Raw genomic sequence first — 16,501 nt, 5'->3', positions numbered from 1 at the left:
AATCTGATCTGCCCGGGAGGGAAAAATGGTTGTAAGCCCATCGACCATGGCTGCGGTGCGCGCCAGCGGCGCCGTCCCCAATTCGGCCTTTCTGCTGAGCGCAGACGGCATCCGCAAGGAATTTCCAGGCGTTCTGGCCCTCGACGATGTTTCTTTCCATCTGAAGCGCGGCACGGTGCATGCACTGATGGGTGAAAACGGCGCCGGCAAGTCGACGCTGATGAAGATCCTTGCCGGCATCTATATTCCCGACCAGGGCGAGGTGCGCCTCAAGGGCGTCGAAATCCGGCTGAAATCGCCTCTGGATGCGCTGGAAAACGGCATTGCCATGATCCATCAGGAACTGAACCTGATGCCCTTCATGACGGTGGCCGAGAATATCTGGATCCGCCGCGAGCCGAAGAACCGCTTCGGCTTCGTCGATCACACCGAGATGAGCCGCAAGACGGAAGAGCTCTTCAGCCGCCTCAACATTTCCATCGACCCTGAAATCCAGGTGAGCGAGCTTTCGGTCGCCAGCCGGCAGATGGTCGAAATCGCCAAGGCGGTTTCCTACAATTCCGACGTGCTGATCATGGACGAGCCGACCTCGGCTCTGACCGAGCGCGAAGTGGCGCATCTGTTCGAAATTATCCGAGGCTTGCGCGAGCAGGGCATCGGCATCGTCTACATCACCCACAAGATGAACGAGCTGTTCGAGATCGCCGACGAATTCTCGGTGTTCCGCGACGGTAAATATATCGGCACCCACGCCTCTACGGACGTCACGCGCGACGACATCATCCGCATGATGGTCGGTCGTGAGATTACGCAGATGTTTCCGAAGGAAGAGGTGCCGATCGGTGATACCGTCCTCTCGGTCAAGGATCTCAGCCTCGACGGCGTCTTCTCGAATATTACCTTCGATGTCAGGGCCGGCGAAATCCTCGGCGTTGCCGGGCTGGTGGGATCGGGCCGGTCGAATGTCGCCGAGACGCTCTTTGGCGTGACGCCTGCTTCGTCCGGCACCATCGAGCTGTTCGGCAAGACGGTCGAGATTTCCTCGCCGGCGGCGGCGATCCGTCACGGCATGGCGTTCCTGACCGAAGACCGCAAGGATACCGGCTGTCTTCTCATCCTCAGCGTGCTCGAAAACATGCAGGTTGCCGTGCTGCACGACAAGTTCGTGCGTGGCGGCTTCGTGCAGGAGGGCGCGATCGAGCAGGTCTGCGAGGAGATGGCCAGGAAGTTGCGCGTCAAGACGCCGAACCTCGATGAGCGCATCGAAAACCTGTCCGGCGGCAATCAACAGAAGGCGCTGATCGGCCGGTGGCTGCTCACCAATCCCCGCATCCTGATCCTCGACGAACCGACCCGCGGCATCGATGTCGGCGCCAAGGCGGAAATCCATCGCCTGGTCACCGAAATGGCGCGCAACGGCGTCGCCGTCATCATGATCTCCTCGGAAATGCCCGAGGTGCTCGGCATGAGCGACCGCATCATGGTGATGCATGAGGGGCGGGTTACCGGATTCCTGGATCGCGCGGACGCAACTCAAGTGAAGGTGATGGAGCTGGCCGCGCAGTGACGCCGCCAACCGTCGCAAGGGAGGACTGAACCATGGTTAGCAAAGCAGCAGAGGCCGCCGCACCGGCATTGACCCGTCCGAGACGCCGCCGCGTTCCTCCGGAACTCGGCATCTTCCTCGTGCTGATCGGCATCGCGCTTCTCTGTGAAGTCTTGGGCTGGATCTTCGTCGGCCAGAGCTTCCTGTTGAATCTGCAGCGCCTGAAGATCATGATCCTGCAGGTCTCCGTCATCGGCATCATCTCCGTCGGCGTGACGCAGGTCATCATTACAGGCGGCATCGATCTATCGTCCGGTTCCGTCGTCGGCCTGACGGCCATGGTCGCCGCCAGTTTCGCCCAGTCTTCGACATGGGCCCGCGCCGTCTATCCGGCACTGACCGACATGCCTTTCTTCGTTCCGATTGGCATCGGTTTGCTGATCGGCCTTCTCGCCGGCTATATCAACGGCCAGCTCATCACCCGGACGAAAATCCCTCCTTTCATCGCCACGCTCGGCATGATGGTCTCGGCGCGGGGCCTGTCGAAGCTCTATACCAAGGGGCAGCCGATCTCGGGCTTGACCGATCAGTTCAATTTCATCGGCTCCGGCATCTGGCCCGTCGTCGTCTTCCTGATCATCGCGGTCATTTTCCATGTGGTGCTGCGTTATACGCGCTACGGCAAGTTCACCTATGCGATCGGCGCCAATGTGCAGGCGGCGCGCGTCTCGGGCATCAATGTCGAGGGACACCTGGTCAAGGTCTATGCAATTGCAGGCCTTCTGGCCGGTCTTGCCGGTATCATCACCGCTGCCCGCGTCCAGACGGCGCAGGCCGGCATGGGCGTCACCTATGAGTTGGACGCAATTGCAGCGGCCGTCATCGGCGGCACCTCGCTCACCGGCGGCGTCGGGCGCATCGCCGGCACGGTGATCGGCACGATCATTCTCGGCGTGATGATTTCCGGCTTCACCTTCCTGAATGTGGATGCCTATTACCAGGAAATCGCCAAGGGCGTCATCATCATCGCCGCCGTCGCCATCGACGTCTATCGCCAGAAGAAGCGCGCCAAGCGCTGAGCTGCCTGAAACATCATTGGTAAATTTGAGGCGGGGTTTTGCCCCGCCTTTTGCATTTGACTGCGGCATTGCATGCAAATGCAAATTTTTTTCTTTTGGCTATGGCGAATCCTGTCAGCTTTTCTATTCTGGCCGCTTTCCATTCGCCCTCGAGGGCGCTTCATCCAGGATAGACGATGCAATCCGTATTCGATGGTCATAACGACGTTCTTCTGAGACTTTGGCATCACCAGCGCGATGGCGCCGATCCGATCGCCGAGTTCAGGGACGGGATATCGAGCGGCCATATCGATGCACCCCGCGCCAAGGCGGGTGGTCTCGCCGGCGGTCTCTGCGCCATCTACATTCCATCGGGCGATCTCGTCTTTGCCGATCCGGACAGCAACGGTCACTATGCGACGCCGCTGGCTGCTCCTCTGGAACGGGCACAGTCGCTCGATATCGCCCTCGAAATGGCGGCGATTGCGCTCAGGCTCGATCGCGCCGGCGCCTGGAAGCTTTGCCGCACCACCGCTGATATCCGCGATTGCATGGAAAAGGGCATCTTCGCGGCTGTCATGCATATGGAAGGCTGCGAAGCCATCGATGCCGATCTCGTCGCGCTCGAAACCTTCTACGCTGCCGGGCTGCGCTCGCTCGGTCCCGTCTGGAGCCGCAACAATGTCTTCGCTCATGGCGTTCCTTTCGCCTATCCAAGCTCTCCCGATACCGGACCCGGCCTGACGGATGCCGGCTTCGCGCTGGTGCGCGCTTGCAACCGGCTCGGCATCCTCGTCGATCTCGCCCACATCACCGAGAAGGGCTTCTGGGATGTCGCCAAGACATCGGACCAGCCGCTCGTAGCCAGCCATTCCAATGCGCATGCTCTGACGCCGGTTGCGCGCAACCTCACCGACAAGCAGCTGGACGCGATCAAGGAAAGCCACGGCATCGTCGGCCTCAACTACGCGACGGCCATGCTGCGCGAGGATGCCCGCTCGGATGCCGATACGCCGCTGGAGGCGATGGTGCGCCACGTCGATCATCTTGTTTCGCGTGTCGGCATCGATTGCGTCGGCCTCGGATCGGACTTCGACGGCGCCACCATTCCTGAGGAAATTAGCGATGCAGCAGGTAACCAGAAGCTGATTGCCGCTCTTCGGAACGTTGGCTATGGTGAGACAGATCTTGCAAAGCTGTGCAGGGAGAACTGGCTTCGCGTCCTGGCGTCCGCCTGGAAGGAAGGCAACTCAACGAGTGCGTCCTGACATTGCTTCGAGTTTTTAAAAAAGGGGAATGACAATAATGATTATCACCAAGATGAATGGCCGTTTTCGGGCGCTTTCCGCCGGCGTGGCTCTGTCGCTTCTGCTGATGGCCGCGCCGAATGCCTATGCCGCAACGCCCAAGGACACGCTGGTCGAAGGCTTTGCCTTCGACGATATTCTCAGCATGGATCCGGCCGAAGCCTATGAGCTCTCCACGGCTGAAATCACCGGCAACACCTATAGCCTGCTCGTCCGCCTCGACATCAACGACACCTCCAAGATCAAGGCCGATATCGCCGAGAGCTGGTCTGTCTCCGACGATCACCTGACCTATACGTTCAAGCTCAAGCCCGGCCTGAAGTTCGCTTCCGGCAACCCGATCACCGCTGAAGACGTCGCATGGTCCTTCGAGCGCGTCGTCAAGCTCGACAAGAGCCCGGCCTTCATCCTTACCCAGTTCGGCCTCACCGGCGACAATGTCACGGAAAAGGCCAAGGCGACCGATCCAAACACCTTCACCTTCACCGTCGACAAGCCCTATGCGCCGAGCTTCGTGCTGAACTGCCTGACGGCAACGGTCGCCGAAGTGGTCGACAAGAAGCTGACGCTGCAGCACGTCAAGCCGGTGACGCCGTCGGCCGACTACAAGTATGACAATGATTTCGGCAATGGCTGGCTGAAGACCGGTTTCGCCGGCTCCGGCCCGCTGAAGCTGCGCGAATGGCGCGCCAACGAAGCTGTCGTGCTTGAGCGCAACGACAATTACTACGGCGAAAAGGCGAAGCTGAACCGCGTCATCTATCGCTTCATGAAGGAAAGCTCGGCACAGCGCCTGGCGCTCGAGAACGGCGATATCGATATTGCCCGCAACCTGTCGCCGACCGATCTCGAGGCCGTGGAAAAGAACCCGCAGCTGGCTTCGACGAGCGCGCCGAAGGGCACGATCTACTATATGAGCCTCAACCAGAAGAATCCGAACCTTGCCAAGCCGGAAGTGCAGCAGGCGTTCAAATATCTGGTCGACTACGACGCCATCGGCAAGACGCTGATCAAGGGCATCGGCGAGATCCATCAGACCTTCGAACCGAAGGGCATGCTCGGCTCGCTGGATGAAAACCCGTTCAAGCTCGACGTTGCCAAGGCCAAGGAGTTGCTGGCCAAGGCAGGCCTGCCGAATGGTTTCTCGATCACCATGGACGTGCGCAGTATCGAGCCGGATACGAGCATCGCAACCGCGATCCAGCAGACGCTCGGCCAGGCCGGCATCAAGGTCGAGATCATCCCCGGCGACGGCAAGCAGAAGCTGACCAAGTACCGTGCGCGCAACCACGATATCTATTTCGGCAACTGGGGCCCGGACTATTGGGATCCCCATTCCAACGCCGATACCTTCACGACCAACGACGACAATTCCGATACCAGCAACAACAAGACGCTGACCTGGCGCAATACCTGGACCTCTCCGGAGCTGGAGAAGGAAGCCAAGGCTGCCCTCTTCGAGAGCGATGCCACCAAGCGCGGCGCCATGTATCAGGAAATCCAGAAGAAATTCCTGGAAGCGAGCCCCTTCATCATCCTCTACCAGCAGACGGAAGTCGCCGGCTATCGCAAGGATGTGGAGAACTTCAAGCTCGGTCCGAGCTTCGACAACAACTTCGTCTGGCCGATCTCGAAGCGATAATCCGGTAGGATTGGATCTTTGAGCACCGTCGAACGGAAAATGCAGGTGCGGCCCAAGAAGGGCCGTGCCGCTCCTTTCTTCATGGGTCTGCTGCGATTCCTCATCGTTGCGGTCACGACCTATCTTGGCCTTCTGGCCGTCACCTTCTTTATCGGACGCGTCATACCGATCGATCCGGCACTGGCGATCGCCGGCGACCATGCCCCGACGCAAGTGGTGGAGCGTCTGCGCCGCGAGATGCATCTCGACCAGCCGCTTTATCAGCAGTTCTATTATTACCTGTTGAGTGCGCTCAGCGGTGATTTCGGCACGTCGGTGCTGACCACCAATCCCGTCATGGACGATATCAAACGGGTCTTCCCCGCGACGATGGAGCTCGCGACAGTGGGTACGATCATCGGCGCGTTGTTCGGCGTCCCCTTCGGCGTTCTCGCCGCAGTGAAGCGCAACAGCTTCATCGACCAGATCGTGCGCGTCATCGGCCTTGTCGGCTATTCGCTGCCGGTCTTCTGGCTGGCGATGGTTTCGCTCCTCATCTTCTATGCGAAGCTGAACTGGGTCGCCTATCCCGGTCGTATCGACATCGCCTTCGAATATACATTCACCCCGGTTACCGGCTTCTTCCTGCTCGACAGCGCCATGCAGGGACAGTGGGACGTCTTCTGGGACGTGTTCCGCCATATCATCCTGCCGGCCTCGCTTCTCGGCTATTTCGCGCTTGCCTATATCAGCCGCATGACGCGCAGCTTCATGCTGAACGAGTTGGGGCAGGAATATATCGTTGCCGCGCGCGCCAAGGGTCTTTCCGAGACGCGGGTGATCTGGGGACATGCCTTGCGCAGTGCCATGGTGCCGCTGATCACGGTGATTGCGCTTTCCTACGCGTCGCTGCTGGAAGGCTCGGTGCTGACGGAGATCGTCTTCTCCTGGCCGGGCATCGGCTTCTACATCACCAGTTCCCTGCGCAATGCCGACATGAACGCCGTGCTCGGCGGCACGATCGTCATCGGCACGGTTTTCATCGCCATCAACCTGATTTCCGATCTGCTCTATCGGACCCTGGATCCAAGGACGCGACGTAAATGACGGCTGAGATCACCCAACCCAGCCTGAGGGATTGGCTGCTGTCGGACCGGCCGCAATCGCGCCGGCAGGCAAGACTGGGGCGTGCCTACGTCACGTGGCGGCAATTCTCCGCCAATCGCCTGGCCGTCGTCGGATTGCTGATCATCATCGCGCTGGTGCTGGTGGCAGCACTTGCCGATGTCATCGCACCGCATTCGCCCGTCATCGGCGATCTGACCAACGCCTATCTGAAGCCGCCGGGCACGCCGGGCTATCTTCTCGGCACGGACGATCTCGGGCGCGATATCCTGTCCCGCCTGATCTACGGTTCGCGCTGGACGCTCTACATCGTCGTGCTGGTTGCGATCATATCGGCGCCGATCGGGCTGATCATCGGCATGGTTGCCGGCTATCTCGGCGGTTGGACCGATACGATCCTGATGCGCATTACCGACATCTTCCTCGCCTTCCCGAAACTGGTGCTGGCGCTCGCCTTCGCCGGCGCGCTCGGCGCCGGCATCGAGAATGCCGTCATCGCCATCGCCATTACCTCCTGGCCGCCTTATGCGCGTCTGGCCCGTGCCGAAACGATGACCGTCAGGCGCTCCGACTATATCGCCGCGGTGCAGCTGATGGGCGCCTCGTCGCTGCGCATCATCTTCCGCCACGTCATGCCGCTTTGCATCTCCTCGGTGATCGTCCGCGTCACGCTCGATATGGCGGGCGTGATCCTGACCGCCGCCGGTCTCGGCTTCCTCGGCCTTGGCGCGCAGCCGCCCTTGCCGGAATGGGGCGTCATGATTGCAAGCGGCTTCAAATACTATCTCGATCAATGGTGGGTGGCGGCCATGCCCGGTATCGCGATCCTGATCGTCAGCCTCGGCTTCAACCTGCTCGGCGATGGCCTGCGCGACGCGCTCGATCCCAAGGAGAGTGGCCAATGACAGAGCTGCTGACCGTAGAGAATCTCAGGGTCCGCTATCCCACTCGCACTGGTATCATCGAGGCCGTGCGCGGTGTGTCCTTCACGCTCGGCCGCGAAAGGCTCGGCATCGTCGGCGAAAGCGGCTCGGGCAAATCGCAGACCGGCCGCGCCATCATGGGGCTGACGCCGCCACACGCCCTCATCAGCGCCGACAAGTTGAATTTCAGCGGCATGGATCTCCTGTCGATTTCCGCCAAAGAGCGCCGGTCGCTGCGCGGCAAGCGCATCGCCATGGTATTGCAGGATCCGAAATATTCGCTCGATCCGGTCATGCCCATCGGCAAGCAGATCACCGAGACGCTGCGCACGCATGAGAAGGTCGGCAGGGGCGAAGCGCGCGACCGTGCCATGGCCATGCTCGAAGCCGTGCAGATCCGCGACCCCGCCCGTGTCTACAACCTGCATCCGCACGAGGTCTCCGGTGGCATGGGCCAGCGCGTGATGATCGCCATGATGCTCATCGCCGGGCCGGAACTGCTGATCGCCGACGAGCCGACATCGGCGCTCGACGTCACCGTACAGCTCGATGTGCTCGGCATCATGGACAAGCTGGTTTCCGAGCGCGGCATGGGGCTGATCTTCGTGTCGCACGACCTGCGGCTGGTGTCGTCCTTCTGCGATCGGGTGATCGTCATGTATGCAGGCAGGGTCGTGGAGGAAATCAAGGCTTCCGAACTGAACAATGCCCAGCATCCCTATACGCGCGGCCTGCTGAACTGCATGCCCGTTATCGGTGAGAACCGTCATCCGTTGCCGGTTCTCGATCGCAAGCCGGAGTGGGCGGCATGACGGCAACGCTTGCAGTTGATGGCCTCAGCGTCGTCTATGACGGCTACTATGCTCTCGATGCCGTCAGCGTCGAGGTGAACAAGGGCGAATCCTTCGGCCTGGTCGGCGAATCCGGCTCCGGCAAGTCGACGCTGCTGCGCGCCGTCGCGGGCCTTGCGCCCGTCACCGACGGCACGATCCGCGTCGGCGGCGAGCAGTTGAAGGGCGCGCGACGCAGCAGGACCTTCTATCGCCAGGTGCAGATGGTGTTCCAGGATCCCTATGGCTCCCTGCATCCGCGTCAGACGATCGACCGGCTGCTGCTGGAGCCGCTGGCGATCCATGGTATCGGCGACAGCGAGACACGCATTGCCAGGGCGCTTGATGAAGTGGGTCTCGGCAGCGGTTTCCGCTTCCGCTATCCGCACCAGCTCTCTGGCGGCCAGCGCCAGCGCGTCGCCATTGCCCGCGCGCTGATCGTCGAACCGTCGATCCTGCTGCTTGACGAGCCGACCTCGGCTCTCGATGCCTCAGTGCAGGCGGAAGTGCTCAACCTGCTCGAACAGGTGCGCAGAGATCGCAATCTGACTTTCGTCATGGTGAGCCACGATCTCGGCGTCGTCACGCATATGTGCGAGCGTCTGGTGGTCATGCGCAACGGTGCGGTCGTCGAGCGGCTGAGTGCTCAGCAATTGGCGGCAGGCGACGTCAGCCAAGACTATACGCGCAATCTGATGATCGCCAGCAAGGGTTTCGTCCGCGCTTGAGCGGACGATATCCAACCCTCGGGCGGCATTAACGAATCGCCCTTGAAACACGACCAATCCTGTAGACTATTGACACCTGCCGCAATTCTGTCATGATCTCGTTAATGGCGGTTAACTTTCGTGATCCCGATTAAGGGTCACACGCAAGTGGAGGCAGGCATGTTTTTCATGGGTGGCATGACCATGGGATATCTTCATCCGCCAGTTCCGGCGAAGCAGGAAGGTGCACGGTCCGCTTCTCATTGCGAAGACAATAGCCGCCGCCAGGCCGGACCTGCCGAAGAGCAGGCCGCCGATACCAGCGCCATCGAGCGCAGCTTGATTTGGGCTCGCCGCATTCTCTGCTGATTTGGCTTCGCCGATCTTTTGAGCCCTTTGCAATCCAGTGGTTTATTTTTTCTCGAGCGATGTTCTGGACGGAAATTCATCTCTACCTAATTGATAGGAAATGTATGAATATTCGTTTCTGCGCTTAAGCCGAGATAGATAAGAAAAACGAACGGAGGCAACACATGGCGAATTTGGGTATGTCGAATACGCATGTGAATCAGTTCGATGGTTCCAAGCGAGCTGCCAAGACGCGGCACAAGATCCAGACAGCGATTCACGTCGTTCTGTTTTCCGCGGCATTTTTATTCGTTGCGGCCATTGTTTGCGGCATCGTCGTCTGATTGGTGAGTTCTGTGTGGAGAAGGCGGATCTGATCGCCTTCTGCCAATAGACTCCCGTTAAATCCATTTCCTCACATGACGGATATTGAAAGCGCGGTTGACCGAGTTGTCGATGCCGCGTTTTTCCACATGGACTCCCTCGTCATTTTCACCCGTGACATCCCTCCTTGTTCAGGCGATAAACTCCGCCGGGCGAAGTCGATTCGCCCTAAATGAAAGTACGCACGCGATCGTGATCGGGCCGATATCTATCGTGTAAAGCCCTGTATCGCTGCCGCTGATATTTACAGCGAAGGGAAATTGACCGGTTTGGCCGGTTGGACCTAGCGCTCAGGATCTCGGCCGGCTGGCTGTATCGCGTAGCAATCGGAGGCGTTTTCGGCTTCCGCTTCAAACACAGGTTAGCTTGCGTCAAGCCGGCGCTGCTTTCGAACTGGGATGACTTTACGGCAGACATCAATCTGCAATCTATCGAGCGGAAATCGCCGTATTTCTGTCTCAAAAGCGCCTGATGCGATGGGATACTCGGTCAACGTAATGACAGGGCGGTCGCCCATCCCGAAGAGGGCTATCCGATCGAACAGTAGCGTTTTGCACTGTTTCACTTCGAAGATCGGGGCCAAAGGGGGAACTCTTTGGCCTTGATTGCATTTGATTGTTGGAACAGGAGAGTTTCATGAACTCAAGGGCGGATATCGGCCTGACACCGGCACAACAAATCAATGTGCCGAAGCCAGTGGCGACGCGGGACACACGACTGGATGTCCTGAGAGCCTTGGCTTTGATCATGATCTTCATCAATCACGTTCCTGGGCAGATCTTCGAGTCGATAACCTCGAAGAATTTCGGATTTTCCGATGGAGCCGAAGCCTTCGTGCTGATCTCCGGCATTTCCGTGGGTCTCGCCTATGGAACGAGGTTTTCTCCCGGCAACCGGCTGGCGATGATGTGGAAGGCGGTGAAGCGCGCCTTCACGCTTTACACCGCGCATATGATCACAACCTTCGTGACGCTGATCCTGTTCATTTCCGGCGCCTGGATATTCCACCAGAAGGGCCTCCTGACGGAAGTGAATATCCTCGCACTGCTGATGGATCCGGCGCGCGGCATTCCGGCCCTGCTGACGCTTGGTCACCAGATCGGCTACAACAACATCCTGCCGATGTATGCCGCCCTGTTTCTGATGCTGCCGCTGATCATGCTGCTGGAAGCGAAAAGCCGCCTGCTCCTGCTTGCCGTCTCTGCCGCCGTCTGGCTTGTGGCGGGTATCTATTACATCGCACCGCATACGACGCTGCTCGACGGTTTCTGGTTCCTCAATCCGCTATCCTGGCAATTCCTGTTCGTCATCGGCTTTACCGCTACGATGCATGTGAAGCGCGGCGGGCGGATGCCTGTTCATCCGCTGCTGATCGCGCTCGCCTCCGCCTATGTGCTCCTGTCGTTCATCTGGGTGACCGACAAGCTCTGGGTGCTCGGCGACTATCTGGCGACGCTTGGCCTGCCGAACGTGGTCACCGGCTTCGACAAGACTTTCCTGTCGCTGCCGCGATTGCTGCATGTGCTGGCGCTCGCCTATCTGATTGTCAGCGTTCCCTCGATTTCGCGGTTCCTGCGCCGTTCCGCCAATCATCCGCTGACGATCCTCGGGCGGCATTCGCTGAGCATCTTCGTTGCTGGTACGATCCTCGCCATGGCGGGCCAGGTCCTCCTCTACGTGACCCATTCGAACCCGGTCGTCGGCGCTATCTATGTCGTCATTGGTATCGCCGCGCAGTTCCTCTACGCCTATCATCTCGAGCACAAGCGGCTCCAGGCTGGCGCTCAAAGGGCTGAGAAGGCACCGGCGAGGGCGATCGCCATGCCGGTTCATATCGGGAAGCGTCACTGAGCGCTTCCCGGAGCTGGACTTGGCGTTCGGCTCAATCATCTGATTTCCCTTTGTAATTCCATTGTGACACTTTCGCGAAGGAAGTGTGACGTGATTTTTCTGCAACGCGAAATGAATTGGGTGCGTCGCAGCAGAAATTAGGGTGCCCAAAATCTTGTTGTGCAAAATTTAATTGTTATATCGACGACGTGACGGCGCTCGGGGAGCGCCGCCATCGCGTCGCCGGCGTTTCCGAAAGGAAGCGCCGTGCAATCGTGGGGATTATCAAAATCGGGAATGGGGTAGGGATCGTCGAATTTTCGGCGCGATAACTCATGCCCAATCTATTTTGGATTGGAGTAATCTATGAATATCAGAAGTCTTCTTCTCGGTTCGGCCGCCGCTCTGGCAGCTGCATCGGGGGCACAGGCGGCTGACGCCATTGTGGCTGCCGAGCCGGAACCGCTTCAGTATGTTCGCATTTGCGATGCCTATGGCGCTGGCTACTTCTTTATTCCTGGCACTGAAACCTGCCTGAAAGTCGGCGGTCGCGTCCGCACCGAAGGCGAATGGCACGATGCCTATAATGCCCGCAGCAAGGTCGGCACGCTGTGGCACACGCGCGCGGAGCTGGCCGTCGATACCGCGACGGACACCGAATATGGTCCGCTCAAGACCAATACGGTCATCCGCTGGGATTGGAACGACGGCAACACCACGAGCACCAAGCTGCTCTGGGCCAATATCAGCCTCGGCGGCTTCCTCGTCGGCAAGGCGGACTCGCAGTACAACTACTACATGGGCTATGCCGGCAACGTCATCAACGACGACGTCATCTATGACGGCCCGAAGGAACTCAACCAGCTCACCTACAAATATGATGCCGGCAACGGCTTCACGGCTGTGATCTCGCTGGAAGATTCCAACTCGGCGAGCGACACCTCGTCCTATGGCGGCGCATGGCAGACCGGCAAGGGCAACCATTATGCTCCCGACGTCGTTCTCGGCGCCGGCTACAAGACGGGTGCATGGACCCTTCGCGTCATCGGCGGCTATGACAGCGTCGTCGAAGAAGGTGCGATAAAGGCCCGTGTCGATGCCGACTTCGGTGCCTTCAAGGCCTTCCTCATGGGTGGCTGGAATACCAACGGCGACAAGCTGAACAAGTATGCCGGCTCCTATCTCAACAGCAACCGTTCCGCCTGCCCGACCAATGGCGCGGATTGCGGCTGGGGTGATTGGGCGTTCTGGACGGGTGCCAGCTATCAGTTGAACCCGAAACTGCAGGCCAATGCTCAGGTGGCCTACACCGACTCGAAGATCTTCGCCGCCACGGCCAACGTTGCCTGGCGTCCGGTCAAGGATCTGCTGATCGAGCCGGAAGTCTCCTACACCAATTGGGATGCCGCCGACCGCGACCAGTGGGCCGGCGTACTCCGCTTCGAGCGCAAGTTCTGATCCGATCTCAGTTGGGTGCCGATGTTAACTCCTGGTAGCGCCCAGCCGAATTGACCTCCGATCAGAAAAGCGGAAAGGCCCGGTTTTCCCGCCGGGCCTTTCTTTGTTTTGGGGCCGGCTGCGTTTTCTGGACGCAAGTTTTGGCAGGCAAAGCCCCTCACCCTAACCCTCTCCCCGCAGGCGGGGAGAGGGGACTCGTCCTGTGTTTGCGGTACTCGTGGTGGGAAAGAGCTGACTTTGTGCGATAAGCTCCCTCTCCCGTTTAACGGGGAGAGGGCTGGGGTGAGGGGCAAGGCACAGGTTCTAGTGAGATCACGCTGGCCCGACAAACGTTATCCGACCAGACGGTTCGGCAACGAAAAAGCCGGGAGAGTGGTGCTCTCCCGGCTTCGATCTTGGGCCCCTTGCGAAGATCAGGCGGCTTCGTGTTCCGTCGTATGTGCCTTGCGGACTTCTTCGTCCGTCAAGATACCACTGGCGCGCAGCAGGGCGGCGAAGCGGCCGTTGCTCTGGCTGAGCGCGCTGAAGCTGCCGTTCTCGATGACGCGACCGTTCTCGAGGAAGAGGACGATATCAGCCTCGCGTACCGTCGACAGGCGGTGGGCGATGATGAAGGTCGTGCGGTTCTGGCGAAGATTGTCGATCGCCGCCTTGACCCTGTTCTCCGTTTCAACGTCGAGCGCGCTTGTGGCTTCGTCAAGCACGAGGATCGGCGCATCCTTCAGAATGGCGCGGGCAATCGCGATACGCTGGCGTTCACCACCGGACAGCTTGTTGCCACGCTCGCCGACACGGGTCTCGTAGCCGCTTTCGCGGGTTTCGATGAAGTCGTTGGCGGCGGCCGCCTGAGCGGCGCGGATCATCTCTTCCTGGGTCGCGCCTTCACGGCCGAGGCGGATGTTGTCGCTGATCGAGCGGTTCAGCAGGCCAGCATCCTGAAAGACGGTGGCGATGTAGCGGCGCAGCGAGCGGCGCGTCACCTTGGTAATATCGTTGCCGTCGACGAGGATCTGGCCGGACTGCGGATCGAAGACACGCTGCAGCAGGTTGACCAGCGTCGTCTTGCCGGCGCCGGTCGGGCCGACGATGGCAACGGTCTGGCCAGCCTTCACCTTGAAGGAGATGTCGTGCAGGCCCTGCGAGGTGCTGGCAAAGCCGAAGGAAACGTTGCGGAATTCCACTTCGCCCTTGACGTCCCTGATTTCGGCCAGGCCAGCCGGCTCTTCGCGTTCGCGGACCGAATCTTCCAGCGTGTAGAAGTCCACCAGCTTGGCGCGGGCTTCGAAAATCTGGTTGGCGAAGTTACGCAGCTGTTCCAGACGGCCGATCAGCACGTTGGCGAAGGCGATGAAGGTGATCAGCGCGCCGAGGCTGAGGCTGCGTCCTGGACGAGCACGGTGCCGATCATCAGGATCGCCATCATGGCAACAGTCGAGGCGGTGCGGTTCAGCGCGCCGGCAAGTGCCCACCAGTCGAGGACCGGATACTGGGCGGCAAGCAGCCGCTCGGTGAAGGACTTCAGCGCCTTGGTTTCGGCTTCGATGCGGTTGTAGCTATGCAGCACCGACACGTTGCTGATCGAGTCGCTGACATGCGAGAAGACCGTATTGTAGTGGCCTTCGACCGAAGTCTGGCCGTCCTTCGTCCGGCTCATGACGAGCTGGCCGATGGTCCAGTAGAAAATGCCGAGCAGGATGAGCACGGCCGAGAGACGCAGGTCCATGGCCATGGCGGTCGGGATCATCACGACCAGCGCAACGGCGGTCGTCAGGTGATTGCGCATGAATTCGAGCCACAGGCCGAACAGTGCTTCGCAGGCACGCAGCAGCGTGTTCAGCGCACTCGCCGTGCCGCGCTGGCTATGCCAGGACAGGGGCATGGAAATGATGCGGCCGAATGCTTCGGTCAGCAAGGATGCGCGGCGACCATGTGCGAGACGATCCGCCTCGCGGGATACCACGATGAAGGCCACGGCACTGAACACGGCAAAACCGGCCCAGAGCATCATGGTCGGCGTCACTGCCTCTTTCTTGGCAATGGCGTCGAAGATGCGGCCGAATAGAACCGGTTCGTAGATCGTCGTCATCGCCAATGCGATGTTTGCGATCACGACCATCCAGACGCGATATCGATACGCGCCAAGATACTTCAGGGCTCTTGCATAGACTTTGAACAGCGACACGTCTGGCACCCTCTTGCACAAGCAAAACTAGGAATGCTGCGACACTACAGATCGCTACCTGAACCGGCGATTAACGGAATCTGAAGCTGTTTTCTCACGATAATTTTCGCGTAATACGCGCGAGATCATGTAGCAGGCGCTATCGGTCTTCGCTAAAATATGACAGTTTATGGTTTCTCGTGGCGTCGCGTTCCCATATCGCGCAAGACTTGCCATCCAGGGTTGAATGACAAAAAGCTCGCCATAAGCGTTTAATTCCATGTGGGCATGGGGAGGTCGCTGGCGACGAGGTGCGTTTTGAACCGGGGGGACATGAATGGGGATGTCCGCGCGCCAGCAATTCAGGCTGAAAAGCCAAGGGGTAGATGTGAATATCCATTCTTTATTACAACTGCTTGTGGTCATCGAAGAATGCAAGCTTGCCAAGAATGTCGTGGGTGAACTCGAGCTTGTGCTGCGTTCCTACAAGTTCGATTTTTATGGATTGCTGAAGCAGCCGCGACCGAATGTCGATATCGCCAGCTTCATTCTGGCGGGTCGATGGCCCGACAAATGGCCGCTAACCTATATGAACAAGAGATACATGCTTGTGGATCCGGTGGCGCGCTATGCCACCCGGGCGCAGCGTCCATTTCGCTGGAGCGATGCCGTGGCTGCGCAGAAATTGGACCCGCTTTGGCGGCGAATGGAACAGATGATGGCGGATGCTCGCGCCAACGGGCTGGTCGACGGCTACATCTTCCCGATTCACGGGCGCAACGGTCTGCTTGGCACCATGACGATCGGCGGCGACGCTGTGGATCTGTCGCCGACGGAGCTGTCTCTGTTCGATGCGGTTGCCAAGAAGGCGTTCTGGCGGCTTCTGGAGCTGCGCGACGAGGCGCAATCGCTGGAGGAGGCTGCCAAGGACGATCTGAAGCTGACCAAGCGCGAGCTCGAAGTGCTGAGCCATCTGGCCGATGGCATGACGTCGATCGAGATCAGCCGGCTGCTGGCGATCTCCAATCACACGGTCGATTGGTACATGAACAGCATTCAGGACAAGCTGAAAGCCAAGAACCGACAGCACATCGTTGCCATTGCTTTCAGAAACGGACTTATTCCGTAGCGGCAACTATTTTGATTTCCGACCCGCCGGGGAAATTGACACTTCTTGTGACAAGAAGTTAAGAATTTTCTTCG

General features: G+C 59.4%; 13 protein-coding genes and 1 pseudogene. 13 read left to right on the top strand and 1 reads right to left on the bottom strand.

The window, feature by feature from the left end:
• Positions 1-25 precede the first annotated feature (25 nt).
• From BSK43_RS03120 to BSK43_RS03070, 12 genes are all read left to right on the top strand, one after another.
• Positions 26-1,567 carry a sugar ABC transporter ATP-binding protein gene (locus tag BSK43_RS03120; protein ID WP_068389783.1) on the top strand — a complete coding sequence of 514 codons (1,542 nt, stop codon included), beginning with the start codon at positions 26-28 and terminating at the stop codon, positions 1,565-1,567.
• Positions 1,568-1,599: 32 nt separating this feature from the next.
• Positions 1,600-2,625 (top strand): ABC transporter permease, encoded by a 1,026-nt coding sequence (locus tag BSK43_RS03115; protein WP_068389786.1) that lies wholly within the window; start codon positions 1,600-1,602, stop codon positions 2,623-2,625.
• A gap of 176 nt (positions 2,626-2,801) precedes the next feature.
• Entirely contained in the window at positions 2,802-3,872 is a 1,071-nt protein-coding gene (locus tag BSK43_RS03110) for a dipeptidase (RefSeq protein WP_077470479.1), read from the top strand.
• A gap of 37 nt (positions 3,873-3,909) precedes the next feature.
• Positions 3,910-5,553: an ABC transporter substrate-binding protein gene (locus BSK43_RS03105; RefSeq protein WP_077470480.1), complete on the top strand. Its 1,644-nt coding sequence runs from the start codon at positions 3,910-3,912 to the stop codon at positions 5,551-5,553.
• Positions 5,554-5,571: 18 nt separating this feature from the next.
• Entirely contained in the window at positions 5,572-6,639 is a 1,068-nt protein-coding gene (locus BSK43_RS03100) for an ABC transporter permease (protein ID WP_077470481.1), read from the top strand.
• Complete coding sequence (locus tag BSK43_RS03095; protein WP_077470482.1) at positions 6,636-7,562, top strand: ABC transporter permease; 927 nt, start codon at positions 6,636-6,638, stop codon at positions 7,560-7,562. Before BSK43_RS03100 ends, BSK43_RS03095 begins: the two co-directional genes overlap by 4 nt.
• A complete protein-coding gene (locus BSK43_RS03090) occupies positions 7,559-8,392 on the top strand; it encodes an ABC transporter ATP-binding protein (protein ID WP_077470483.1) in 834 nt (277 codons plus the stop codon). The genes BSK43_RS03095 and BSK43_RS03090 overlap by 4 nt, the downstream gene beginning before the upstream one ends.
• Positions 8,389-9,138 (top strand): ABC transporter ATP-binding protein, encoded by a 750-nt coding sequence (locus tag BSK43_RS03085; RefSeq protein WP_077470484.1) that lies wholly within the window; start codon positions 8,389-8,391, stop codon positions 9,136-9,138. Before BSK43_RS03090 ends, BSK43_RS03085 begins: the two co-directional genes overlap by 4 nt.
• A 159-nt stretch (positions 9,139-9,297) precedes the next feature.
• Positions 9,298-9,486 carry a hypothetical protein gene (locus tag BSK43_RS03080; RefSeq protein ID WP_068390101.1) on the top strand — a complete coding sequence of 63 codons (189 nt, stop codon included), beginning with the start codon at positions 9,298-9,300 and terminating at the stop codon, positions 9,484-9,486.
• 164 nt (positions 9,487-9,650) lie between these two features.
• Positions 9,651-9,809, top strand: a complete 159-nt coding sequence (locus tag BSK43_RS35000; protein WP_167343891.1) for a hypothetical protein — start codon at positions 9,651-9,653, stop codon at positions 9,807-9,809.
• A gap of 676 nt (positions 9,810-10,485) precedes the next feature.
• A complete protein-coding gene (gene opgC, locus BSK43_RS03075) occupies positions 10,486-11,700 on the top strand; it encodes an OpgC domain-containing protein (protein WP_077470486.1) in 1,215 nt (404 codons plus the stop codon).
• A 345-nt stretch (positions 11,701-12,045) separates the two neighbouring features.
• On the top strand, positions 12,046-13,137 hold the full coding sequence (locus BSK43_RS03070) for a porin (RefSeq protein ID WP_077470487.1): 1,092 nt from the start codon (positions 12,046-12,048) through the stop codon (positions 13,135-13,137).
• Positions 13,138-13,550: 413 nt separating this feature from the next.
• On the opposite strand, the pseudogene BSK43_RS03065 reads toward BSK43_RS03070, so the two are convergent.
• Positions 13,551-15,319: pseudogene (locus BSK43_RS03065) on the bottom strand (glucan ABC transporter ATP-binding protein/ permease).
• Between the two features lie 367 nt (positions 15,320-15,686).
• On the opposite strand from BSK43_RS03065, the gene BSK43_RS03060 reads away from it, so the two are divergent.
• The gene (locus BSK43_RS03060) at positions 15,687-16,427 is read left to right on the top strand and encodes a LuxR family transcriptional regulator (RefSeq protein WP_077470526.1); all 741 of its coding nucleotides are present in this window, start codon (positions 15,687-15,689) and stop codon (positions 16,425-16,427) included.
• Positions 16,428-16,501 lie beyond the last annotated feature (74 nt).

Origin of the sequence: Rhizobium sp. P44RR-XXIV, assembly GCF_001999485.2 — a bacterium.
Taxonomy (GTDB): domain Bacteria; phylum Pseudomonadota; class Alphaproteobacteria; order Rhizobiales; family Rhizobiaceae; genus Rhizobium.
The sequence above is the reverse complement of the archived record's forward strand: the minus strand, read 5'-3'. Positions and strand labels throughout refer to the sequence as shown.